Raw genomic sequence first — 21466 nt, 5'->3', positions numbered from 1 at the left:
AAGCAGCATTTCAGGAAACCAAGCCTGCCTCCTTTGGGCCGACAATTCTGACTGCAAGGTTAATATATCTAATTATATGCTTAACTTAATACTGTTATGGAAAAATCACTTCGCTTACTCGCTTTCATGCTGGGTTTCCTTAGTTCCTATTCCTCCCTGGCGCAGCATGCCTTCTTACCCAAACTGGAAATTACCAAAGGCACTACCTATGTGGTTGGCTCAGGCAACATGCTGCAAGTAGACACCCTTATCCTGCACGACAAGTCAAGCATCCGGTTTACCCCAGGTAGCAAAGGCCGGCTAGATGCAAAAGTAGCCTATGTTGGAGACGCCTGTACCATTACCTCGAAAGGATTGAATGGCAAACATGGAAAACCCGGAACTGCCGGCACAAATGGAGAGGATGGCGGAAGTCTCGAAATTGCCATTCATTTTATTAAACTTGGCAGCCTGGCCATCGATACACGTGGCGGAGACGGTGGGAATGGGTATAAAGGAAAGAATGGGGCCAAACCGAAAACGAAGCAGACCCGCTCCACTGCCATTGATAGCAAGGGGCAGGTTGTAACGGTTTATCGTCCCGAGATCACCAGTACAGGCTCCAAAGGGGAAGCAGGCACACCCGGAGGTGCAGGAGGGAATGGCGGCGACCTAACCTTCACCTATAGCACCAGCAACTTCGTTCTGAATTTCAATCATAACCCCCGAACTGCACAGAAGGCAACCGGCCTGGTAGAAGTTTTTTATCAGGCAGGAAAAGCCGGCCTGGCAGGGAAAGACGGAAATTCATATGTAGGCATGAATGAACCCGGAACAGCAGTTATTACAGGGGGGCCGGTCTCTAAAGCACATGTGCAAAAGCAGGCCGGTCAGCTCAAACTGGTGAACGCCAATGCCCAATAAGCTATCTTTTACCAATCTCTTTTGCAGGTCCAAGTTGCGGCTACAGCCCTATGATAATCGTACAAGGCATTAACAAACCTAATTCGCTACATTTACTCCCGCAAGTCAGTGGGAGGCAGTGCTGAATGCTGCCCTTCGTGCATAAACCAGAGCAAAAATTATCCGGATGAAAGTACATGAGCTTACATCTTCTACAGGCAAGACTTTTCTGACCATCCACTACGATGAGCACAACAGGTGGGTGTACAACGACTGGATCGGCTATGTATCCCCCGAAAACGTAAAGCAGGGCAGCCTCGCCGTGTTGGAAGCCATTAAGCAGCATAAGACAGCCTGTGGACTGAATGATAACCGCAGCCTGGTGGGGCGCTGGGATGAGTCGGTGGAATGGATTGAGCAGGTATGGATACCCCTGGCAGCAGAAGCCGGGCTGAAGTACTATGCCCACGTTGCGAACGAAAACGCGTTTGCGGCCGCCTCCTCAGCGGATATGCTAAACCGGGTACGGGGCCGCTTCGAGATGCGCATCTTTAAGGACATGGACGGGGCACGCGATTGGCTCACGGCCTGCCAGCAAAGTTAAGCTGTGGGTGACCACTATACGTACATGAACTAATTCACCTATTTTCCCCTTTAAAGGGTAGCACTTTCAAACTAATACATGAGCAAAGGATTCGAGGTACCAGACAAAGTGATTTACGTCTGCACGGGTAGCAAATGCAAGAAAAAGGGCGGCAAGGACATCGGCAAGACGCTTCGCAACATGATCAAGGACATGGGCCTGAAGGGCAAAGTGGAAGTCGTGAAGACGGAGTGCACTGACCGTTGTGACTTCGCCCCCGTTATGAGCTTTCAACCGGACAATGCATGGCTGCACCATACCACCGAGGAGCAGGCCAAACAGGCTTTCCAAGAGCATATCCTGAAATCGGACGAACAGGTAATAGCGGAAGGATAACGGACTGTTTGGCGAAGGAGAAAAGACTTCTAAAACAGGTATAGCAGAAACAACTTGCACCCTTTGGTCACTGCCCAGGTATAGACCACATAAACAGAAAAGCCTTTGGATTGCTCCAAAGGCTTTTTCGTTTTCGTCGGGTTCGCTTATGCTTAGTAAGTGTCCTCGTAGGTGATCTTCGGCACACGCTTGTCGATCTCGTACTGACCTGTTCCCTCCTCGCCTATTACGTCGAAAAGCTCGAGCGCACGGCGGGCCACATATTCTTCTTCGATCTGCTCTTTCAGGAACCACTGCAGGAACGTGAAGGTCACAAAGTCTTTGGTTTTCATGCACTTGTCAGCCATGCGATTGAACGACTGCGTCACAGCAATCTCCTGCTGCAGCGCCTGCTCAAACACGCCTCTGAAAGATTCGAATTCGATCTGAATGCCCGAGATGTCCGGCGACACGGCACGGCCGCCCATATCAGACACGTACTTGAACAAACGCAGCATGTGCTCGCGCTCCTCGTCCGACTGCTTCTTGAAATAGCCTGCGCTGAAGTCGAAGCCGTTGCGGTCGCACCAGGCCGACATGGCCAGGTACATGGACGAAGCTTCAGCCTCCATTTTGATCTGATCGTTGAGTACTCTTTCTATTTCTTCGGTAAGCGAAGTTCTTAGCCTTAGTAAATCCTTCATAGGTATAGGGATGTTTTTCGTTCTAAATTCAGGGCTTGCTCCAGGTAGAGCATGCGTCTCTTATTCTTACCATTAAGATAAGTATAATGTTTTGGAAATGGATAGATGGGGCGAAATATAGAAGAAGTCTAAATAAAAAAAGCACAACTTTAACGTTGTGCTGGCAGGTATAGCTGGTGTTGCGGGGCTAGGCTTCGAGCGGGGTCAGGCACTCGTGCAGCAGGCGGTTCAGTTCCAGGCCAAACTTAGCTCCGGCCAACAGGTCACGCAGGGCGTTTAGCTCGGTCAGCGACAGGATAAAGCAGCGGTCACAGCCACATACCGACACGATTTCGTAATCAGAGGAGCGGGACGGGTTGGCGGCCATCTGCTCCAGGTCAATGCTCGCAACGGCTTGCTTCAAACGCAGAAAAGTATCTACCTTGAGCACGTTCAGCATTCCGGCAAAGTATAGCATCAGGCGGTTTCTGCGATCGCACTGGAACACGGCTCCAGCTTCGTTTGCATAAATCTCAACCAGTTCGGGGGCTGCTGTCATCGTCTCTCCGGGCTTCGCTATAGCTGCTATCATGGTGGTGGCGCTTGTCTCTATCATCTAACGTCACAAAGGTAAGGTCTATTTAGAATCAGTCCAAATAAATTTAAATGATATTCATCACCTCACGAAAAACGAGTAGCCCATGACCCACAAAATAGAAAAAGTGAACCTGGCCGAGAAGTTTGCCCTTATACCTGACCACTGGAATCCGCGCATCGCGGGCGAACTGAACGGGCAGCAGGTAAAGCTTGCTAAGTTCAAAGGTGCTTTCGACTGGCACCACCACGCGCACGAAGACGAACTGTTTCTGGTTGTAAAGGGCAGCTTTGAGATGGAGTTCCGGGACAAGACGATTACGCTGCACCCCGGCGAGTTTCTGGTTGTGCCCCGCGGCGTGGAGCACCGGCCGGTGGCGCACGAAGAGGCCGAAGTGCTGCTATTCGAGCCCGCCACTACTGTGAACACCGGCAACCTGACCGACAGCGAGCGCACCCGCACTAACCTGGAACGACTGTAGCAGCAGGTATAGCCCTACTTGATTTTGGCCTTTTTCATCACGGTCTTGAGGTTGAGGCGCACCAGGTCACCCATGCCGCGGCATTTGAGAAACTCGTCTGAATTGTGGTGCTGGGCCAGTTCCTGCTTTAGCTGCGCTATTTTTTCGGGCGTGGAGATGGTGTCTCTGCGCATGCAGTCGATCAGGTCGCGGAGACGGTAGCGGGCCGTACGCAGGCGCCTGAAAATAAGCGTGCGCTCCTCATTCTGGTATTGCCGCACCACATCGGGTTTCAGCAGCTTAAGCACTAGGTCCACAATCGTATTGTTGTCTTTGAAAAACTGCGGCAGGTACATGCTCTTGCGCCCCTCGTAGGACTGCTGGTCGAAGTCAATGGGCCGCACGCGGTACTGCTCGTCCTCAAAGTCGGGGGTGATGTCCACCACATAGTTATAGGAGCGCATGTCACCGAGCAGGCGCACGAAGCAGCGCTCGTTAAACTTCACAAACTCCTTGGCGATGCGCACCTTGTTAGAGGCTGGCCGGTTGAGGTACTCTTTGATAAATAGGTCGCCCGGTATACCGGCAATGTGCTCCTCAATGAGGGTATCGCCATCCACGAGGTAGTTGATGCGGTTGGGCGACAGAATGTACTCCAGCTCCAGTCCGTAGATGCGCGAAGCATCGGCCCGCTTCACATAGAAGTAGTCGTAGTTGTCGTTGAGCTGATTCATGATCTGCACCCGGAAGGGGTTGGAGTTGCCAAAGGTACAGTAGTCGACCCTGGACACGTACAGGTGCTCCATCACCGACATATCGCCGTCTGTTTTAAGCAGGGCGTAGATCTGGGTCAGTCCCTTATTGAGCTCACCCTGCGCCTGCTGATCGAACATGATGGTCTCCCAAAGCGTGTCATGCCCTTTTTTGTCGTAGTAGGGGAAAGCGTCGGTATAGTGGACCAGGTCTTCGTAGTGCACGGGCAGTTTCGTCTCCCGGTCGTATTCGTGCAGGTAGCTGCGCAGGCAAGTCGCTATCGGGTAAAACAGCTTCTTTTTAGAGATGGAGTTCAAGATGAATGAGTAAAGAATAGTGAGTAATGAATAATTGGGGAGAGGGCAGTTATACCTTGGAGACTTATACCTTAAACCTGCCATTCAAGTTTATGCTGCAAAGCAGGAATAAATTTTCTTCTTCATCATACCTTCTAATTATTCATTATTCATTCCTGATTATTCATTACCAGAATCTATGATTCCAGCAGGTTGTTCTGCCCGAGCACTTGCAGCACGTCGTTTTTGTAGAGGCGGCCGATCGGGATCTCGACTTTGCCTACGTCAACGGCGGTGGCAGAGAAGGCCTGTACCTTGTCGAGAGAAATGATGAAGCTGCGATGGATGCGCAAAAACTTATCGGTGGGCAGCTTTTCTTCCAGAAAGGATATTTTCTGGTACGAAATGATCTCCTTCGTATCGGTCTTCACCCGGATATAATCCTTCAGGCTCTCGATGTAGAGAATATCGGCCAGCATCACCTTCACCATTTTCTTGTCGGCTTTCAGGTAGATGAAGGCATCCTTGTAGTCTGGCTCGGCCTGGGCCACGGGCGCAGGTATAGCAGCTATACCTCTGGGTTCGGCAGGCGTCACCTTGGCCACAGCTTTCAGGAAGCGGTCGAAGGCGATGGGCTTGAGCAGGTAGTCCACGGCGTTGAGCTCGTAGCTGTCGAGGGCATAGTCGCGGTAGGCGGTGGTGAAGATGACCCTGGGCGGGTTGGGTATGGACTTGAGGAAATCTATACCTGTGAGCTTGGGCATTTGAATGTCGAGGAACATCAGGTCGATGTGCTCGTTCTGCAGGCAGTTGTAGGCCTCCACGGCGTTGTTGCAACGACAGACCAGCTCCAGGTTGTCGAGGCGTTCCACAAAAGTCTCCAGCACATCCAGTGCCAGGGGCTCATCGTCTACTATCAGGCAGCGTAGTTTCATGTTCTATTCAGGTATGGCACAAGGTATACGTAATGGGCTGTGCGTTAATCTTGGCTGATGTTCGAGGTATACGTTACTCTACCTCTGTCCTCCCGAATTACGATCAGAACACAGGTATAGCCTGTTAGTCGCTCTTTCGGATTTGCAATCCGAAAGTATTTATTATCAGAATTTGTAATCCGTATCAGACTTCGCCAGGCTGCTGCTCGGACGGAAAAAAGCAAAAGTCGGATTACAAATCCTGGCAGTATAGTGCTTCGGGATTGCAAATCCCGAAGAGCAACGTTTCCTTCTTAGAAGGGCAGGCGTAAACTCTCCTGTATGCTTCCCAGGAAAAAACCCACCTTAATCGCTCTTTCGGATTTATCAATCCGAAATTTAACTGCTGGGGATTTCTTAATCCCCGTATCCCGATATACGCGGGTATGGAGACCCGCAACAGTTAGGATTCGGATAAATATATCCGAATCAGCTTTAAAAAAATTGAAATAGTCAACAGCATTGGTGGCTAAACGAGGAATCCTTCAACTAAATTCTACCGCTGCACCAAATCAAGCTCCAGGCGCACGGCATAACTTTCAGGCTCGTCCTCTACCTCCAGGCTATACCTGTTTTCGTAGAGCAGTTCCAGGCGGCGGCGCACGTTTTTGAGGCCGATGCCCGAGGCAAAATCCCGGTTGCTGTCGCTTGCTTTCTCCAGGCATTTGCAGTTTTCGACCAGCACCACCAGGGTATCGCCCTGCACCTTCACATCTATCCGTATCCAGGCGTTTTTGGTTTCGGTGCTTACGCCGTGCTTAAAGGCATTCTCCACAAAGGGCAGCAGCATCATGGGCGCAATCTGCTTGCCGGCTATACCTCCCGACTCGGTATAGGCAATGTCCACGCGGTCGCCGTAGCGGATGCGCTCCAGGGCGATGTAGTTCTGGATGTAGCTTAGCTCTTTTTCCAACGCCACCTTGGCAGCGGCGGCATCATAGAGCATGTAGTCCATCAAACCCGACAGCTTGAGCACCACCTCCGGCGCGTTCTCCGATTTGCGGAGCGTGAGCGAGTACAGGCTATTGAGCGTGTTGAAGAGGAAGTGCGGGTGGATCTGGCCTTTCAGGAACTTGAGCTCAGCCTCCAACTTGTCCTTTGCCAGCGACTGCGTGGACTGCTGGTCGCGGTACCAGTTCTTGAGCAGGTAAATGGCCGCTGACATCGACACGAGGTAACCCAGGTTGACGATGTTACGCACAAAGCGGTAGAGCGTCAGGTTGTCGTTGGTGCAGGTGGTGGGGCAGATGAGCGGGTGAATGAGTAGCGGCATGAGCACAAACTGCATCAGAATGCCGATGGCCCCCATCATGAGCAGCAGGTATACGGCAAACTCCATGTAGCGCTGCTGCAGCAGGTATTGCGGCATCAGGAAGTACATGTTGAAGTATACGAGCAGCATCTTGAACGGCAGCTCGATGAGCTCGATCATGAAGGCGTTGTAGTAGTCGTCGATGTAGCTGCCGTAGAGCAGGCCGAAAAAACACACGTATACCGCCCAGAAGAGCAGGTGCAGCAGCAGCCTGTTCTGGGTGATGTTACGCACGTCCGGCAGACTCCAACTCTTTACCTCCAGCTCACGTGCCGCGTTCAGTTTTACTTCCATCCTGCAAAGTTACGTTTTCTGCGCATCAAGTCCCTAGCCGACAGGTGCTTTTAGACGAGCGGCTATACCTGCCACCCGAAGTGCAGCCATCGTGCCGCGTACAGCCTGCGGGGTGCTATACCTGCTGTAAGGGCACGCAAAACGGTCGCTTGTCTAAAAGTTAAAATCGCCAGTTCCAGACTGCCTATACTTGTATCACTATCGGGGAAGACAGAGCCCCTTTGGTGCTGCATAGACATTTTTTTCTGTAGGCTGTCATAAGGCCGTTGTCAGCAGCGTAGTCCCCGGACTCGCGCCGACAGTGATTTGTTAGAGTGGTTAAAGGCGCTGCCCGCAAGGTGGTGCCTTTTTCTTTTTGGGGTTATTTAAGATATAGCAATTTTCTGTATATTAGTATGATGCTATATGGAGGTAGGTGGCAGATCAGCCCTCCACATATAGTGCAGATAGTGGGAGTAGCTACTCCTGCTATACAATAGTTAGAGCAAATAAAAGAATGAATAGATTTATTCCTGTATGCTTTCTGTTAGTCATTTGTGGTTGTGGCAGAGACTCTTCCTTGCCTGATTCTCAGGATATTAAAAAACAGCCAAGCAGCACTCAAGTAGCAGCTGAGCTGGACCCACTTCGTTATAAACCAAATACAGATTATGCTTATCCCAAACTGGCTGATATGTCAGAAAATGAAGATAGTTTGTTAGTTACCTTTAATGGTTATAAATACTATATTTTTGGTAAAGGCGCAGTTATTGAGAAGAATATCCATGATAATTCATTGAAGAAGTTCCAGCTTCAAACGGAGTTGTTTGTAGAAAATGCATACTTACATCATCTTGATGGCGACTTGTTGATATATTACACCGATACTGATGGAGAAAATGCTGGAAGTGCTGTAGAGTTAATCAATCGGGAGACTGGAAAAATTAAATACTCAAGTAGGGTGAATGGTTTCAATCTTGGACAACCAATTATTGTTGACGGCGAGACTTTTATAACAGCTTTCGGATTTGTAGGCAAAGTTGACCTTAGGACAGGTAATTACGATTGGAAATTCGATAACCTTTACAGCAATGAACATTCTTCTTTCAATAGCTTTGATTCAATTTATGTAGGAAAGGACACAGTAATATTCTTTTCAGAGCATCATTCTGGAAAGAAGGATATGGTGCTGGTTGCTAATGAATCAGGACAACTCCTAGGAATAAAAAAATAAAGGCTCTAACCACACCCATAAGCCAGCTGCGCCGCCTTATGGCCAAGTCCGTTGGCATACATACACACTAGATAAAAATGAAGAAAACAGAAATAGTACTTGGAGCAATTGCTGTGGTAGCTCTAATACTCAATTTACTATTCGTTCCAGGCAGTAGCATCCTGACAGTATTATCCTTATCAGCAATTTCGGTACTTTACATGTACTTGAGTTTTGCACTCTTCAACGGCGTACGCCTACGCCACATTTTCAAGAAAAACTCCTATAAAGGTATTAGCACCATGCGAATTATAGGCGCTGTACTGACAGGACTTGCTCTTTCAATAACACTCATTGGACTACTTTTCAAATTCCAGGATTGGCCTGGTGCAACCATAAATTTAGGTGTTGGACTGTTTGGGCTCGTGATTGCCTTAATAGTGGGAGCAGTGAAGTACTCTAAGTCAAAATCGGACTACTACACAAAAATATTTAAGCGCATCGCTGTTTACGGTGGACTTGGACTAATTATGTTACTCCTTCCAAAAGAGGCCTGGTTAGAATTCAGGTACCGAAATCACCCAGAATATGTTAAAGCAGTTAAAAAAGCTATGGCAGAATCGGACAACCAAGAATTATGGGACAAAGTGGAAGAGGAACGACGAAAAATGAATTTATGAAAACAAAAAGCACGTGTGCCAACACGGCATTTAGATTATGGCGGGAAAATACCAAAACAAGTTCATCAACTTTTAGCCAACTATGTCGAGGGCAGACAGGAAAATGGTTCTAAATCGCCACAATCCAAACGCTAAACCGTTGGCAGTAATTTTAATTTCCTTAATTAACACTTTACAAACTAAAACCATGAAAAACCTCTTCTTATTATCTCTTATAATCATTGCCCTTTTTGGATGTGAAAAAGATAACGAGGAGGAAAGGTTAATGAAAACAAAATTAGCATTGTCAAAGGACTGGCAGCTTCATTCTGTTAAAATTACAGAGCCATCACAGTTCAGACTCAACCAAACTCTAGATGATTGTTCAAGGTTGAAAATTTGGAGTTTTGAAGACACCGGATATTTCAGTTTTAAGGAAGAGGAAGCCTGCAACCCTCACCAATATGTACATGCTGGCTCCTGGAGAATCGAGAATGGAAAGTTTCTCAAAATCGTGTGGAAGGAAATAAATTATGGTCAACCAGGAGGCGAAATGAATTTATTGATTGAAGAGGTTACTGCAGACTCCCTAAAATTAAATTATGAAGTCATTCTTTATGATGAAGATAACAAGCCATTTCCTGGAGTACAAAAACACACCTTCATTCGAAAATAGATATCCACCATCTTCTAAAGCGATTACTGGTGCAGAATTTCTTCAATCTAGAGGCACTGAAGAAACCAAGCGGTCTGTTGTGTATAAAAAAAGTGCATAAGCCTTGCTTCGGCCAACGGCCTCTCCCACCTTATGCACGAGGCCGTCACAACCTAAAAGCACAACAAAAACCCAGCCTCATCAAAACCGCTATACCTCCTGAAAGCCCTAAACATGAACAAACTTAGCATCCTACTCCTGCTACTACTCCCTTTTCTATATTCTTGCAAAGATGACTGCGAAGGTATAGACTGCCTGTCGGATGAAGCATTTGCCTTCACCATCAAGTCAGCTGAAACCAAAGAAGATCTGCTGTTTGGCAGTACTAAGCAGTTGGAGCCGGACGATGTGGGGGTGTACTACCTGCAGAACGGCGCGAAGAAGACTGCTCAGTTTAAATTCGAGGCTAACTACGTGGTAGTTGCTTTATCACCAGATGTAACAGAATATTTTATTGTCGCACTAGACCAGACAGACACGATTAGGCTTGCCATTTCCAGCACAGGTCCTTCGGAGTGTTGCCCGCGAACCCAAAAGGTAGCGGACCTTACGGTAAATAACCAAGCCCCAACGCAAGAAAGCTGGGTGATCACACTGCTGAGGTAAGCTCTCCAATTGCAACCATGCTCAAGTACCTTAGCACTTTCCTTATCTTCCTTTTCGCGGTGAGCATGATCGCGGCGATCGCTTACATGCAGGGTTTTACCTCCTTTACTTTTGCCTGGGTACTGAATTTCATGCTGATGATGGGCGTCTCGTCCATCATGCAAACGTTCAAGCCCGGCCTAAACGCGAAGTACTTTGATGTAAAGGGATGGGAAACCGACGGCAAGGTATACAAGTGGTTGGGTGTCCACGCTTTCCGGAAACTGCTGGTATGGATTGGCTGGGAAAAGCTACATAAAGCGGTCAACCCGGTTAAAAAAGATCTTCAGGCATTAAATAAGCTGGAGTACAACACCCAGCAGTCTGAATTCGGGCACCTGGTCATCTTCTTCATCGTCCTAGCATTCTTCGTCGGGGTAGCCCTGCGCGAAGGTATAGGCCAGTCGCTTTGGTTGATTTTTTTGAACGTGCTCCTGAACCTTTACCCTATTCTGGTGCAGCGCTACAATCGTCCCCGGCTGCAAAGGGCAATTCAGGTATGGGAGAAGTTGCCGTCCCACCCACAAAAGGCGCTACGCTAGCCAAAATACAGTCAGCGTTAAGGCATGTATCCACCTGAGTCGTGACAAAACAATGACTTTAGCACCGCTCTGGCGAAGCAACGGTACGGTGTAACGTCACTGCAACTTCCCCCACTTTCAAACTCCCCAACTCCTATACCTTACAGCAGCTCCTTTGCCGGGTCCCAGAACAGCTTCTCAAACTCCACCACCTGGTCATTTACGACCTTGACGCCCTCCTGCTCCAGCCGTTCCTGCATGGCGTTGGAGGCTTCGAAGTGCTGCTTGCCCGTGAGCATACCTACCCGGTTCACAACACGGTGCGCAGGTATGGCGGTAAAGGGCTGCGAAGCGATCAACGCCCAGCCGACCATCCGGGCCGAACCTTTCGAGCCCAGGTAGCTGGCGATGGCGCCGTACGAAGTGACCCGCCCTTCAGGAATCAGCTTAACCACCTCATACACATCCTCAAAAAAGTTTTTTTTGCTGTCACTCATACCACTATACAATTTCTTTTAACTGTTTTTAAACCTCTGGAGCTACCGTTTGTCTTATAAAAGCATCAGTTGGTAGAGTTCACCTGCCGCATGCTTTATTTAACCATCCTAAGCATGTAAATTTAGTCGTTTTTTGCTGTTGTCTATACATTAAATACAAACCAGAATTTTTATACCTTTGAGGTCAAGCACCTTAAATCGAAGTTTAAACCTAAATGAACAAAACTGTCAAAACCATCCTTCTCCTGGTAGTTGCCGCCGTTGTGGGTTACCTGCTGTACAGCAAAGTGTTTTCTGGTAACGAAGAAGCAAAAGCGGCCGGGCCTACAGGCGGTCCTATGGCTCAGAAAGTAGCCGTGGACGTGTTTGTGGTTTCTCCCACCGCTTTCCAGAACAGAATCACTTCTACCGGTTCTGTTATGCCGAACGAGGACGTGGAGCTGCGTAGCGAAATATCCGGCCGCGTAACGGCTATCAACTTCAAAGAAGGCAGCCAGGTAAAGAAAGGACAACTCCTGATGACAGTGAACGATGCAGACCTGCGCGCCCAGCTGGCCAAGCTACAGTCTAACCAGAAGCTGTACCAGGACATGGAAGAGCGCCAGCGCACCCTGCTCGAGAAAGAATACATCAGCCGCCAGGAGTATGACCAGGTGAGCAACCAACTGGCCACCGCCACAGCCGACATCCAGGCACTGAAGGCAACCTTATCAAAAGCTTATGTGCGCGCGCCGTTTGACGGCGTGATCGGCCTGCGCCAGGTGAGTGAAGGCAGTTACGTAACACCGACCACCCCTGTTGCCCGCGTCGTCGATATCAGCCCCGTTAAGATCGACTTTTCCATACCCGGCCGTTACAGCCAATCCGTAAAAGTAGGCGACAAGATCACCTTCTCTTCCGAAGGAAGCGCCGAGCAGTATGCGGCTACCATCTATGCCATACAGCCCAACATCGACCCCGCCACACGCACCCTGCAACTGCGCGCCCTATACGAGAACAAGAACCAGGAAATAAAGCCTGGCGCCTTTGTGAAAGTGGAGCTTGGCCTGAAGGATGTGGAGGAAGCCATCCTTATACCTACTGAGGCGATTATTCCGGAAGCGACCGGGCACAAAGTGTTCCTGGCGAAAGGCGGAAAAGCACAGCCCCAGATGGTAAAGATCGGGCAGCGCTCCGAAACCATGATTCAGATTATTGAAGGAGTAGAACCCGGCGACACCATCATCAGCTCGGGTATATTGCAGGCACGCCCCGGTTCTGATTTGAATATCAGAAGAGTGACATCATCTGAAGTGAAGGAGTAGCACCTCGTCAAGTGCTTTATGGAGCCTAAGGAGGTATAGACTAACCTATACTCCCGAAGAGAAGGAATAAGTAATTAAGAAGTATGGCAAGTTTATCAAACATAAGTATAAAGCGCCCGGTACTCGCCATCGTGATGAGTATCACCATCATCGTATTCGGCATCATCGGGGTGAACTTCCTGGGCGTGCGCGAGTACCCGAGCGTGGACCCTCCGATCGTGAACGTGTCCACTTCCTATACCGGGGCCAACGCCGAGACCATCGAGTCGGAAATTACCGAACCCCTCGAGGAGTCCATCAACGGTATAGCCGGTATACGCACGCTTACCTCCTCCAGCAGCGAGGGCAGCAGCAACATTACGGTGGAGTTCAACCTGGGCGTGGACCTGGAGGCGGCCGCCAACGACGTGCGCGACCGTGTGTCGCGGGCGCAACGCCTGCTGCCGGACGATGCCGACCCACCCACCATTGCTAAGGCCGATGCCGATGCGAACCCGATCCTGATGCTCGGCATCAAGAGCGAGACGCGTTCCCTGCTCGACCTTTCGGACTTGGCCACCAACGTGTTCAAGGAGCAGCTGCAAACAATTCCGGGTGTGAGTGCCATTAACATCTGGGGTGACAAGCGCTACTCCATGCGACTGCGCATGGACCCGGACAAACTCTCCGCCCTCAGCGTAACCCCGGTTGAGGTGCAACAGGCGCTGACCAGGCAAAACGTGGAGCTGCCCTCCGGCAGTATAGAGGGTGCCAGCACCGAGCTTTCAGTGCGCACGATGGGCCGTATCTCTACCCCCGAGGAATTCAACAACCTGGTGGTGCGCCAGGACTCCGACCGCCTGATCCGCTTCCGCGACATCGGGTTTGCCGAACTGGCCCCCGAGAACGAGAAGACGGTGCTTCGCTTCAACGGCATCCCGATGCTGGGCGTGGTGATCATCCCGCAACCGGGCTCCAACCAGGTAGAGATCGCCGATGAGTTCTACCGACGCCTCGAGCACATCAAGAAAGACATCCCTAAAGACATCGAGCTGGTTATCGGCTTCGACAACTCACAGTACATCAAAGCCTCACTATTTGAGGTGCAGGAAACGTTCTTCATCGCCTTTGGCCTGGTAGTCGTTATCATCTTCCTGTTCCTGCGCGACTGGCGCTCCACTCTCATTCCGGTCGTGGCTATACCTGTCTCGCTCGTCGGCACCTTCTTCATCATGTACCTGATGGATTTCTCCATTAATGTGCTTACGCTGCTCGGTATCGTGCTTGCGATTGGCCTGGTGGTGGACGATGCCATTGTGGTGCTTGAGAACATTTATGCCCGTATAGAAGACGGGCAGGAACCAAAGAAGGCCGCCAAGAAAGGCTCTGAGGAAATATACTTTGCTATCATCTCCACCACGGTGGCGCTGGCCGCCGTGTTCATGCCTGTGGCCTTCCTGGAAGATACCACCGGCCGCCTCTTCAAAGAGTTTGGCATCGTGGTAGCCAGTTCGGTGATCATCTCCGCCTTCGTGTCACTTACCATGACGCCGATGATGTCGTCGCGCATGTTGCGCCACCAGGAGAAACCCAACTGGTTCTACCGCAAAACAGAGCCGTTCTTCACCTCCCTCACCAATGGGTATCGCAGCAGCCTCGAGAGCTTCATGAAGTTCCGCTGGGTCGCCTTCATCCTGATTATCGCTTCTGCCGGCATCATCTGGGGACTCATGAAAACCATGCCATCGGAGCTGACGCCAGATGAAGACCGCAGTGGCCTGCGCATCAACGCCACCGGCCCCGAGGGTGCTTCCTTCGAGTTCATGGACAACTACATGCGCGAACTAACTGCGCTGGTCAACGACTCGGTGCCAGGTATAGGCAGCATGACGAGTATGACCCGTAACGCCAACAGTGGCTTTATACGCCTGCGCCTGGTAGACCCATCTGAACGCGAACTGACCCAGCAGGAAATCGTGGACAAGCTCCCCGGCCTGATCAACCAGATTCCGGGCGCGCGCGCCTTCGCTTCTGGTGACAAAGGCCTGGGCGGTGGCCGTGGCTCCGGACAGCCGGTGCAGTATGTGGTACAGTCGCAGAGTGTGGCCAAGCTGCGCGATGTGGTTCCCCAGTTCCTGGAGGCAGCCCGTCAGGACCCTACTTTCAGCTTCGTGGACGTGAACGTGAAATTCAACAAACCCGAGCTGCGCGTGGAGATTGACCGCGAGAAAGCACTTTCGCTGGGTGTGGACATCCGGGACGTGGCCCAGACGCTACAACTTGGCCTGAGCGGCTCCCGCTTCGGATACTTTGTGCGAGGCGGCAAGCAGTACCAGATCATCGGTCAGGTGGAGCGGGCTAACCGCAGTGAGCCCCTGGACCTGCGCAGCCTCTATGTGAAGAACAATTCCGGCGAACTGATTCAATTGGATAACCTGATTGAGTTGAAGGAAGAGAGTGCCATGCCACAGATCTACCGCTTCAACCGTTTCGCTGCCGCTACTTTCAGCGCCTCGCTGGCCAAAGGCAAAACCATTGGAGACGGTATAGCGGCCATGGACGCCATCGCCGCCAAGACCCTGGACGAAACATACCAGACATCCCTGACAGGACAGTCGCGGGATTTTCAGGAAAGCTCCGGCAGCTTGATGTTCGCGTTCTTACTCGCGCTAGGCCTTATCTACCTGGCACTGGCAGCGCAGTTCGAAAGCTTCCGTGACCCGATCATCATTATGTTTACTGTTCCACTGGCGTTGGCAGGCGCCTTGTTCAGCTTGTGGTACTTCGGCCAGACGCTGAACATCTTCAGCCAGATCGGTATGATCATGCTGGTGGGTCTGGTAACCAAGAACGGTATCCTGCTGGTGGAATTTGCAAACCAGCGCAAGCAGGAGGGCCTGAGCAAGTACAGCGCCGCCATCGACTCCGCTGTGTCGCGTTTCCGCCCCATCCTGATGACGAGTTTGGCTACGATTCTGGGAACCCTGCCGATCGCCCTCGCGCTTGGTGCCGGCTCCGAAAGCCGTGTGTCAATGGGTATAGCGGTAGTGGGCGGGCTTATCTTCTCAACCGGCCTGACGCTGTACATCATCCCGGCTATCTATTCCTACTTCTCCACTGCCGAGGCAAACCTGGACCTGATGGACGACAAAGACAGGGAGGCAGAGCAGGAACGCCGGAACGAGCGCAAGCAGGAAAGAGAGCACGCTCTGAGTAAATAATATCTGAAATCGAATCTCTGACGCTAAGATTTAAAGCTTTGCATTTTAATATAATGTCCCCACTCAAAGTTGCAGCACTGTTCCTCCTGGGAGTAGTGCTGCTCTTCCCCAACAAACTTGCCGCACAGGAACAACTTTCGCTGCAGGATGCCATCCGCATAGGGCTTCAAAACAATTACGACATCCAGATCGCCGGTCGGCAGGAGGCCATTGCCGAGAACAACGTCACCCGTGGCAATGCCGGTTTTCTTCCGAATGTAGACGCACGCGGGGGCCGTACCTTTAGTGAGAACAACTCCCGCCAGCAGTTTCAGACAGGCCCGGACCGTACCCGTAACGGCGCCAGCTCCAACAACCTCAATGGAAGTATCAACCTGAACTGGACCATATTTGACGGTATGGGCATGTTCATCAACTACGAACGCCTGAAGGCACTCGAAAAATCCGGCGCCCTGTTTACCCGCGAAACCGTGCAGAACACGCTTGCCAACATTTTCGACAACTATTTTGAGGTGGTGCGCCAGTCCAAGAAGATGCAGGCCATTGAAGACGCCATTGCCATATCGCAGGCGCGGGTGGACATAGCCCAGGCGCAGTACGAAGTAGGTGTAAGTGCCAAGGTGGAGATTCTGCGTGCGCAGGTGGACTTTAACACCGACCGCTCGGAGCTGCTGGTGCAGCAGGAGGCGCTGCAGAACGCCAAGATCAACCTGAACCAACTCCTGAGCCGCGACCCGAACATAGACTTTGTCGCCGTAGACTCCATTGTGGTAGACCCTAGTCTTAACTACGGCAATGCAGATGCAGGTATGTTAGCTAACAACCCGCTCCTGGGTCGCCTTAAGCTCAATCAAGAGATAGCCAGCCTGGATATTAAATCCGTTCGTGCCAGCCGTTTCCCTGTGATCGGGGTGGTGAGCGCCTACAACTTCAACCGTTCGGAAAACGAACCGCTAAACGAATTCTCGCCGCTCTTTAACCAGAACCGGGGCTATAACTATGGCCTGAGTGTGAGTCTGCCTCTTTTTAGGGGGTTTAACACAAATCGCCTGGCTCAAAATGCCCGCATCAACCTGGAGTCTGCCAACCTGGAGTATCAGCGCCAGCAGAACCTGCTGGATGCCGCACTGGCCCGGGCGTACAGCCAGTACACCAACCGCCTGCAGCTGCTTCAACTGGAAGAAACCAACCTGACCCTGGCCCAGGAAAATGCCGCCATTGCCCTGGAACGCTATCGTTTGGGTCTTTTAACAGCCATTGAGTTGCGGGAGGCACAGCGTAACCAACTGGTAGCGGAAAACCGCCTGATTGACATCCAATTCCAGGCCAAGGCTGCTGAAACGGAGCTCAAGCGCATCAGCAGCACGCTGCTGCAGGAGGGAGCTGAATAGGCATACCTTCAGGTATAGCATGTAATTGTCTGACAAAAGTATAGCACATGTGCTATACTTTTGTCTTTTAGGGCTTATCTTAGCAACATACCTAAAGCCTTACACTGCCTGCATGGAACAGGAACTCTTCCAGATACTTGCCATTTCACTGGGGCTCGGCCTGTTGGTTGGTCTGCAACGACAGCACGACAATGCCCAGATTGCCGGCATCCGCACCTTCCCGATCATCACACTGTTTGGCACCCTCACCGCCCTGATGGCCCGCGAAATGGGCGGATGGGTCGTGGCAGCCGGCTTACTGGCCACTGCCTCCCTTGTAGTAACGGCCAACCTGATGAAAAAGAAGGAGCCTTCACCTGATGTCGGCCAAACGACAGAAGCAGCCCTTTTGCTCATGTTCGCGGTAGGCGCTTACCTGGTGTTCGGCAGCAAGACGGTGGCGGTGGCTTTGGGCGCCACGGTGGCAGTTCTCCTCCACCTCAAAGAAACCCTGCACCACATGGTAGCTCGCATCGGGCAGCAGGACCTGACGGCCATCATGCAGTTTGTGGTCATCTCCTTCGTTATCCTGCCCATTCTGCCCAACGAAGCCTTCGGCCCTTACGAGGTACTCAACCCCTACAACATCTGGCTGATGGTGGTGCTGATCGTAGGGATAGGGCTGCTGGGTTATTTTGTGTATAAGATATTCGGCAACAAGGCAGGCACTTTCCTGGGCGGCGTTTTAGGTGGATTGATCTCAAGCACAGCTACCACGGTGAGCTATGCCCGCCGTGCCAAAGAGTCCAAAGGAAGCAGCCAGCTGGCCGCTATTGTGATCTTCATCGCCTCTACGGTAGCTTTTTTTCGGATACTGACCGAGATACTGATCGTGGCGCCGGGTGTGATGCCCCAGGTGGCTCCTCCCCTGCTGGTGGTAGTGGGGTTGATGGTCGTGACCGGCCTGATCGCTTACTTTACCAACAAAGAAGAAGGTAACCACATGCCTGAGCAGGAAAACCCCGCCCAGTTGAAAGCGGCCCTCGTCTTCGGTGCTATTTACGGTCTCGTGATCCTGGCGACAGCTGCTGCAGAAGACTACCTCGGCGACAGCGGCCTTTATATCGTGGCCATCATCTCCGGTCTGACCGACGTGGATGCCATTACGCTCTCCACTTCCCGGTTGATGAGTATGGGTAACCTGTCGCCTGACAGTGGCTGGCGCATCATCCTGGTGGCGGCACTTTCCAATGTTGCTTTTAAAGGTGCACTGGCCGGCTTTTTGGGAAACAGCAAGCTATTCGCTAAGATTTCGCTGTTGTTTGGCATTGTGCTGCTCGGCGGGCTTCTGGTACTCTGGTGGTGGCCGGCGGATTTTAAGTTGTTTTCATAGCTTTTCCTTACACCAACAAACTCAGGAAATCCTGTTTCCCGTTCAGGTACTCATAGTCGAAGCCTTCCGCATGCATCCGGGCTTTGATTGCCTCCACATCGTGCGGATGCTTTACTTCTATACCTATAAATACAGGTCCTTTTTCCTTGTTGTTCTTTTTGATGTACTGAAAGTGGATAATGTCATCTCCCGGATGCAGCACCTGGTTCACAAAAGTTCGCAGGGCACCGGGCTGTTGGTTGAAGGTGACCATAAAGTAGTGCTTCAAGCCCTGGTGTCGCATGGCCCGCTCTTTGATATCCTCCATGCGGGTGATGTCGTTGTTGCTGCCGCTGATGACACAGACCACGTTTTTACCAGCTATCTGGTCGGCATATGATTTGAGTGCCGATATGCTCAGCGTTCCGGCAGGTTCGAGTACCACGCCTTCTTCGTTATACATCTTCAGGATGTCCTCGCATACCTGCCCCTCCGGTACCAGCGCAATCTCATCCAGCAACTCCCTGCAGATCGCAAAAGTCAGTTCCCCCGGGCACTTGACGGCGGCCCCATCCACGAAACTGTCGATCGTATCCAGTGTCAGGCGCTCTTGCTCCCGGATGGAGTTGTACATGGAAGGCGCTCCCAGCGGCTGTACGCCGATCAGCTTCGTTTGCGGGCTCAGCTGCCGGAACACACTCGACACCCCGGACGCCAGCCCACCGCCACCGATGGGCATAAACAGGTAATCGATCTGAAATGCAGCCTCTGTCAGCACTTCCATACCTACCGTGGCCTGTCCTTCTACAATCGCCAGATCATCGAAAGGCGGTATAAAGGTGCTGCACCGGCTGTCGCAAAACGCTTTGGCAGCCTGAAAAGAGTCGTCATAGGTGGCGCCGGTCAGTATGATCTCCACCATGTCTTTCCCAAAAAGCCGCACCTTGTTCACTTTCTGTGCGGGCGTAATGGCTGGCATAAAAATATATCCTTTGATGCCCAGGAGTTGACAGGCATAGGCCACTCCCTGTGCATGGTTCCCGGCGCTGGCGCACACAATTTCTCCCTCCCGCCGGACTTGCGGCAGCGTGGCCATCATGTTGTATGCTCCCCTGATTTTGTAAGAGCGCACCACCTGCAGGTCTTCCCGCTTCAGGTAGATGTTTGCCCCATAATTCTGCGATAACCAAAGGTTTTGCAGAAGGGGCGTTTTGGTGATAACGCCCCTTAGTCTTTGTGCAGCCTGCTCCACCTTTTGCAGCGAAACAAGATAATCTGTGTCTGTTAGTGTTTTATCCACCTTGTCTTATTTACTAAGGGAGCGTAGTTCTCTTACACGCGCCCCTGTCTGCCATAACTCTGATTCCCGCAGTTCCTGTAGTTCCGCTTCCAACTCCTTGCGGTAACCTGGTGTGGAGCCTCTTTGGATGGTGCGTTGCGCCTCGGCGCCTGATGCCACACTGTCGTATAGCTCATTCAGCACAGGCAGGGTCGCTTCCCTGAATCTGCCTTTCCAGTCGAGTGCGCCGCGCTGTGCCGTTACCGAGCAGTTAGAGAACATCCAGTCCATGCCATTTTCGCCTACCAGCGGCACCAGACTCTGCGTGAGCTCCTCCACGGTTTCGTTGAAAGCCTCGGAAGGCGAGTGCCCACGCTGCCGCAGCACCTGGTACTGTGCCTCAATGACACCAGCCAATGCCCCCATCAGCACGCCACGCTCTCCGGTCAGATCGCTGTATACCTCTTTCCGGAAGTCTGTCTCGAATAAATAACCTGAGCCGATGCCGATCCCCATGGCCACCGCCTTTTCATAAGCTTTACCTGTTGCGTCCTGGTACACGGCGAAAGAGGAATTGAGGCCCCCCCCCTGCAGGTATAGCCGGCGCAGGCTGGTGCCGCTTCCTTTAGGAGCCGCCAGTATAACGTCTACATCAGCAGGCGGTACAATGCTGGTATGCTCGTGAAAAGTGATGCCAAAACCGTGGGAGAAGTACAAGGCCTTACCGGCTGTGAGTCTTTCTTTGAGGGTAGGCCATACGGCGATCTGTCCGGCGTCTGAAAGTAGATTGGCGATGATGGTGCCGCGTTCTGCTGCTTCCTCAATGGTGAAGAGCGTTTCGCCTTCTACCCAGCCGTCTGCCAGTGCCTTTTGCCAGGAAGCAGAATCCTTGCGCTGCCCTACGATCACGTTAAAGCCATTGTCGCGCAGGTTGAGCGCCTGCCCAGGGCCCTGTACCCCATACCCGATCACTGCGATCAGTTCATTTTGCAGCACTTCCCGTGCTTTTGCCAATGGAAATTCTTCACGTGTTATGACGGTTTCGTCTACTCCTCCGAATTTGATAGTTGCCATAAGTTTTGTTCGTTATATAAATGGTTTTGCTTTTCTGAATTTATGATCAGGCGCTTACAGCCTGTTTTGATCTGGTTACTGCCTGGGGCATTGCCAGGGCACTTTGCTTTGGAAACTGCTGCATCACCTCCTCCTGTGGCAGCATAGTCGCATACCTTACACCAATGATCCTGCGCAGTTCTTTGGTGATCTGCTCCGCCCAATGCCGGGTAGTGTTCGCCTCAATGCGAAAGCTATAGTGTGACCTGTCGTCCGGCCTGGAGGCCGTCAGGTTTTCGAAAGCGATATTACGCCGTGTAAAAAGCATCAGGACACGGCTCAGGATGCTCTTATCTCCGGCTGCACTGATGGTGAATATGAATGACTCTTGCATGATCTTTTTGATTTATCTGACTTAAAAGCGGAAGCACAGCAGGCACTTCCATACAACT

The 21466-nt window shown here is 51.4% G+C and carries 22 protein-coding genes; 13 read left to right on the top strand and 9 right to left on the bottom strand.

From position 1 onward, the window contains the following. Positions 1-96 precede the first annotated feature (96 nt). The 3 genes from Q4E40_RS08540 (at position 97) to Q4E40_RS08530 (ending at position 1861) form a co-directional block, all read left to right on the top strand. Positions 97-903 (top strand): hypothetical protein, encoded by an 807-nt coding sequence (locus Q4E40_RS08540; RefSeq protein ID WP_303411417.1) that lies wholly within the window; start codon positions 97-99, stop codon positions 901-903. Positions 904-1069: 166 nt separating this feature from the next. Continuing rightward, complete coding sequence (locus Q4E40_RS08535) at positions 1070-1486, top strand: STAS/SEC14 domain-containing protein (protein WP_303411416.1); 417 nt, start codon at positions 1070-1072, stop codon at positions 1484-1486. A 78-nt stretch (positions 1487-1564) separates the two neighbouring features. Next, positions 1565-1861 (top strand): (2Fe-2S) ferredoxin domain-containing protein, encoded by a 297-nt coding sequence (locus Q4E40_RS08530; protein ID WP_303411415.1) that lies wholly within the window; start codon positions 1565-1567, stop codon positions 1859-1861. A gap of 152 nt (positions 1862-2013) precedes the next feature. Here Q4E40_RS08530 and Q4E40_RS08525 read toward each other — a convergent pair whose 3' ends face one another. Then, a complete protein-coding gene (locus tag Q4E40_RS08525; protein WP_303411414.1) occupies positions 2014-2544 on the bottom strand; it encodes a ferritin in 531 nt (176 codons plus the stop codon). Positions 2545-2731: 187 nt separating this feature from the next. After that, the gene (locus tag Q4E40_RS08520) at positions 2732-3139 is read right to left on the bottom strand and encodes a hypothetical protein (protein ID WP_303411413.1); all 408 of its coding nucleotides are present in this window, start codon (positions 3137-3139) and stop codon (positions 2732-2734) included. An 85-nt stretch (positions 3140-3224) separates the two neighbouring features. Here Q4E40_RS08520 and Q4E40_RS08515 point away from each other — a divergent pair, with 85 nt between their 5' ends. Next, positions 3225-3599: a cupin domain-containing protein gene (locus Q4E40_RS08515; RefSeq protein ID WP_303411412.1), complete on the top strand. Its 375-nt coding sequence runs from the start codon at positions 3225-3227 to the stop codon at positions 3597-3599. Positions 3600-3613: 14 nt separating this feature from the next. Here the strand turns inward: Q4E40_RS08515 and Q4E40_RS08510 are convergent, their stop codons facing one another. The 3 genes from Q4E40_RS08510 to Q4E40_RS08500 form a co-directional block, all read right to left on the bottom strand. Then, positions 3614-4648 (bottom strand): hypothetical protein, encoded by a 1035-nt coding sequence (locus tag Q4E40_RS08510; RefSeq protein WP_303411411.1) that lies wholly within the window; start codon positions 4646-4648, stop codon positions 3614-3616. Positions 4649-4824: 176 nt separating this feature from the next. Further along, complete coding sequence (locus tag Q4E40_RS08505) at positions 4825-5562, bottom strand: LytR/AlgR family response regulator transcription factor (protein ID WP_303411410.1); 738 nt, start codon at positions 5560-5562, stop codon at positions 4825-4827. 535 nt (positions 5563-6097) lie between these two features. Next, positions 6098-7207 (bottom strand): sensor histidine kinase, encoded by a 1110-nt coding sequence (locus tag Q4E40_RS08500; protein ID WP_303411408.1) that lies wholly within the window; start codon positions 7205-7207, stop codon positions 6098-6100. A 496-nt stretch (positions 7208-7703) separates the two neighbouring features. Between Q4E40_RS08500 and Q4E40_RS08495 the strand changes: the two genes are divergently transcribed. From Q4E40_RS08495 to Q4E40_RS08475, 5 genes are all read left to right on the top strand, one after another. Continuing rightward, entirely contained in the window at positions 7704-8420 is a 717-nt protein-coding gene (locus Q4E40_RS08495) for a hypothetical protein (protein WP_303411406.1), read from the top strand. Between the two features lie 77 nt (positions 8421-8497). After that, complete coding sequence (locus Q4E40_RS08490) at positions 8498-9079, top strand: hypothetical protein (RefSeq protein ID WP_303411404.1); 582 nt, start codon at positions 8498-8500, stop codon at positions 9077-9079. 187 nt (positions 9080-9266) lie between these two features. Continuing rightward, positions 9267-9734 carry a hypothetical protein gene (locus tag Q4E40_RS08485; RefSeq protein WP_303411403.1) on the top strand — a complete coding sequence of 156 codons (468 nt, stop codon included), beginning with the start codon at positions 9267-9269 and terminating at the stop codon, positions 9732-9734. A gap of 213 nt (positions 9735-9947) precedes the next feature. Then, positions 9948-10379 (top strand): hypothetical protein, encoded by a 432-nt coding sequence (locus tag Q4E40_RS08480; RefSeq protein ID WP_303411402.1) that lies wholly within the window; start codon positions 9948-9950, stop codon positions 10377-10379. Between the two features lie 17 nt (positions 10380-10396). Further along, positions 10397-10960 carry a glycosyl-4,4'-diaponeurosporenoate acyltransferase CrtO family protein gene (locus Q4E40_RS08475; RefSeq protein ID WP_303411401.1) on the top strand — a complete coding sequence of 188 codons (564 nt, stop codon included), beginning with the start codon at positions 10397-10399 and terminating at the stop codon, positions 10958-10960. 140 nt (positions 10961-11100) lie between these two features. Here the strand turns inward: Q4E40_RS08475 and Q4E40_RS08470 are convergent, their stop codons facing one another. After that, positions 11101-11436: an MGMT family protein gene (locus tag Q4E40_RS08470; protein ID WP_303411399.1), complete on the bottom strand. Its 336-nt coding sequence runs from the start codon at positions 11434-11436 to the stop codon at positions 11101-11103. Positions 11437-11651: 215 nt separating this feature from the next. On the opposite strand from Q4E40_RS08470, the gene Q4E40_RS08465 reads away from it, so the two are divergent. The 4 genes from Q4E40_RS08465 (at position 11652) to Q4E40_RS08450 (ending at position 18703) form a co-directional block, all read left to right on the top strand. Next, entirely contained in the window at positions 11652-12740 is a 1089-nt protein-coding gene (locus tag Q4E40_RS08465; protein ID WP_303411398.1) for an efflux RND transporter periplasmic adaptor subunit, read from the top strand. An 83-nt stretch (positions 12741-12823) separates the two neighbouring features. Then, positions 12824-15940: an efflux RND transporter permease subunit gene (locus Q4E40_RS08460; protein WP_303411396.1), complete on the top strand. Its 3117-nt coding sequence runs from the start codon at positions 12824-12826 to the stop codon at positions 15938-15940. 53 nt (positions 15941-15993) lie between these two features. Then, entirely contained in the window at positions 15994-17331 is a 1338-nt protein-coding gene (locus Q4E40_RS08455; RefSeq protein WP_303411395.1) for a TolC family protein, read from the top strand. A 112-nt stretch (positions 17332-17443) separates the two neighbouring features. After that, the gene (locus Q4E40_RS08450) at positions 17444-18703 is read left to right on the top strand and encodes an MgtC/SapB family protein (RefSeq protein WP_303411394.1); all 1260 of its coding nucleotides are present in this window, start codon (positions 17444-17446) and stop codon (positions 18701-18703) included. 7 nt (positions 18704-18710) lie between these two features. Here the strand turns inward: Q4E40_RS08450 and ilvA are convergent, their stop codons facing one another. From ilvA to Q4E40_RS08435, 3 genes are read right to left on the bottom strand one after another with little or no spacing between them, the layout of a single operon-like run. Then, positions 18711-19982: a threonine ammonia-lyase IlvA gene (gene ilvA, locus Q4E40_RS08445; RefSeq protein WP_303411393.1), complete on the bottom strand. Its 1272-nt coding sequence runs from the start codon at positions 19980-19982 to the stop codon at positions 18711-18713. A gap of 6 nt (positions 19983-19988) precedes the next feature. Continuing rightward, positions 19989-21035 carry a ketol-acid reductoisomerase gene (gene ilvC / locus Q4E40_RS08440; protein ID WP_303411392.1) on the bottom strand — a complete coding sequence of 349 codons (1047 nt, stop codon included), beginning with the start codon at positions 21033-21035 and terminating at the stop codon, positions 19989-19991. 46 nt (positions 21036-21081) lie between these two features. Further along, a complete protein-coding gene (locus Q4E40_RS08435) occupies positions 21082-21408 on the bottom strand; it encodes an ACT domain-containing protein (RefSeq protein ID WP_303411391.1) in 327 nt (108 codons plus the stop codon). Positions 21409-21466 lie beyond the last annotated feature (58 nt).

Origin of the sequence: Pontibacter coccineus (genome assembly GCF_030546575.1) — a bacterium.
GTDB classification, from domain to species: Bacteria; Bacteroidota; Bacteroidia; order Cytophagales; family Hymenobacteraceae; genus Pontibacter; species Pontibacter coccineus.
This window is presented reverse-complemented; position numbering and strand designations above follow the sequence as displayed.

Excerpts from the sequence above, each read along its gene's own strand:
- Q4E40_RS08450 (WP_303411394.1), top strand. The coding sequence starts at position 17,444 with ATGGAACAGGAACTCTTCCAGATACTTGCCATTTCACTGGGGCTCGGC.
- Q4E40_RS08460 (WP_303411396.1), top strand. The coding sequence starts at position 12,824 with ATGGCAAGTTTATCAAACATAAGTATAAAGCGCCCGGTACTCGCCATC.
- Q4E40_RS08530 (WP_303411415.1), top strand. The coding sequence starts at position 1,565 with ATGAGCAAAGGATTCGAGGTACCAGACAAAGTGATTTACGTCTGCACG.
- Q4E40_RS08535 (WP_303411416.1), top strand. The coding sequence starts at position 1,070 with ATGAAAGTACATGAGCTTACATCTTCTACAGGCAAGACTTTTCTGACC.
- Q4E40_RS08465 (WP_303411398.1), top strand. The coding sequence starts at position 11,652 with ATGAACAAAACTGTCAAAACCATCCTTCTCCTGGTAGTTGCCGCCGTT.
- Q4E40_RS08470 (WP_303411399.1), bottom strand. The coding sequence starts at position 11,436 with ATGAGTGACAGCAAAAAAAACTTTTTTGAGGATGTGTATGAGGTGGTT.
- ilvC (WP_303411392.1), bottom strand. The coding sequence starts at position 21,035 with ATGGCAACTATCAAATTCGGAGGAGTAGACGAAACCGTCATAACACGT.
- Q4E40_RS08490 (WP_303411404.1), top strand. The coding sequence starts at position 8,498 with ATGAAGAAAACAGAAATAGTACTTGGAGCAATTGCTGTGGTAGCTCTA.
- Q4E40_RS08455 (WP_303411395.1), top strand. The coding sequence starts at position 15,994 with ATGTCCCCACTCAAAGTTGCAGCACTGTTCCTCCTGGGAGTAGTGCTG.
- Q4E40_RS08485 (WP_303411403.1), top strand. The coding sequence starts at position 9,267 with ATGAAAAACCTCTTCTTATTATCTCTTATAATCATTGCCCTTTTTGGA.
- Q4E40_RS08480 (WP_303411402.1), top strand. The coding sequence starts at position 9,948 with ATGAACAAACTTAGCATCCTACTCCTGCTACTACTCCCTTTTCTATAT.
- Q4E40_RS08495 (WP_303411406.1), top strand. The coding sequence starts at position 7,704 with ATGAATAGATTTATTCCTGTATGCTTTCTGTTAGTCATTTGTGGTTGT.
- Q4E40_RS08515 (WP_303411412.1), top strand. The coding sequence starts at position 3,225 with ATGACCCACAAAATAGAAAAAGTGAACCTGGCCGAGAAGTTTGCCCTT.
- Q4E40_RS08435 (WP_303411391.1), bottom strand. The coding sequence starts at position 21,408 with ATGCAAGAGTCATTCATATTCACCATCAGTGCAGCCGGAGATAAGAGC.
- Q4E40_RS08520 (WP_303411413.1), bottom strand. The coding sequence starts at position 3,139 with ATGATAGAGACAAGCGCCACCACCATGATAGCAGCTATAGCGAAGCCC.
- Q4E40_RS08475 (WP_303411401.1), top strand. The coding sequence starts at position 10,397 with ATGCTCAAGTACCTTAGCACTTTCCTTATCTTCCTTTTCGCGGTGAGC.
- Q4E40_RS08525 (WP_303411414.1), bottom strand. The coding sequence starts at position 2,544 with ATGAAGGATTTACTAAGGCTAAGAACTTCGCTTACCGAAGAAATAGAA.
- Q4E40_RS08540 (WP_303411417.1), top strand. The coding sequence starts at position 97 with ATGGAAAAATCACTTCGCTTACTCGCTTTCATGCTGGGTTTCCTTAGT.
- Q4E40_RS08505 (WP_303411410.1), bottom strand. The coding sequence starts at position 5,562 with ATGAAACTACGCTGCCTGATAGTAGACGATGAGCCCCTGGCACTGGAT.
- Q4E40_RS08500 (WP_303411408.1), bottom strand. The coding sequence starts at position 7,207 with ATGGAAGTAAAACTGAACGCGGCACGTGAGCTGGAGGTAAAGAGTTGG.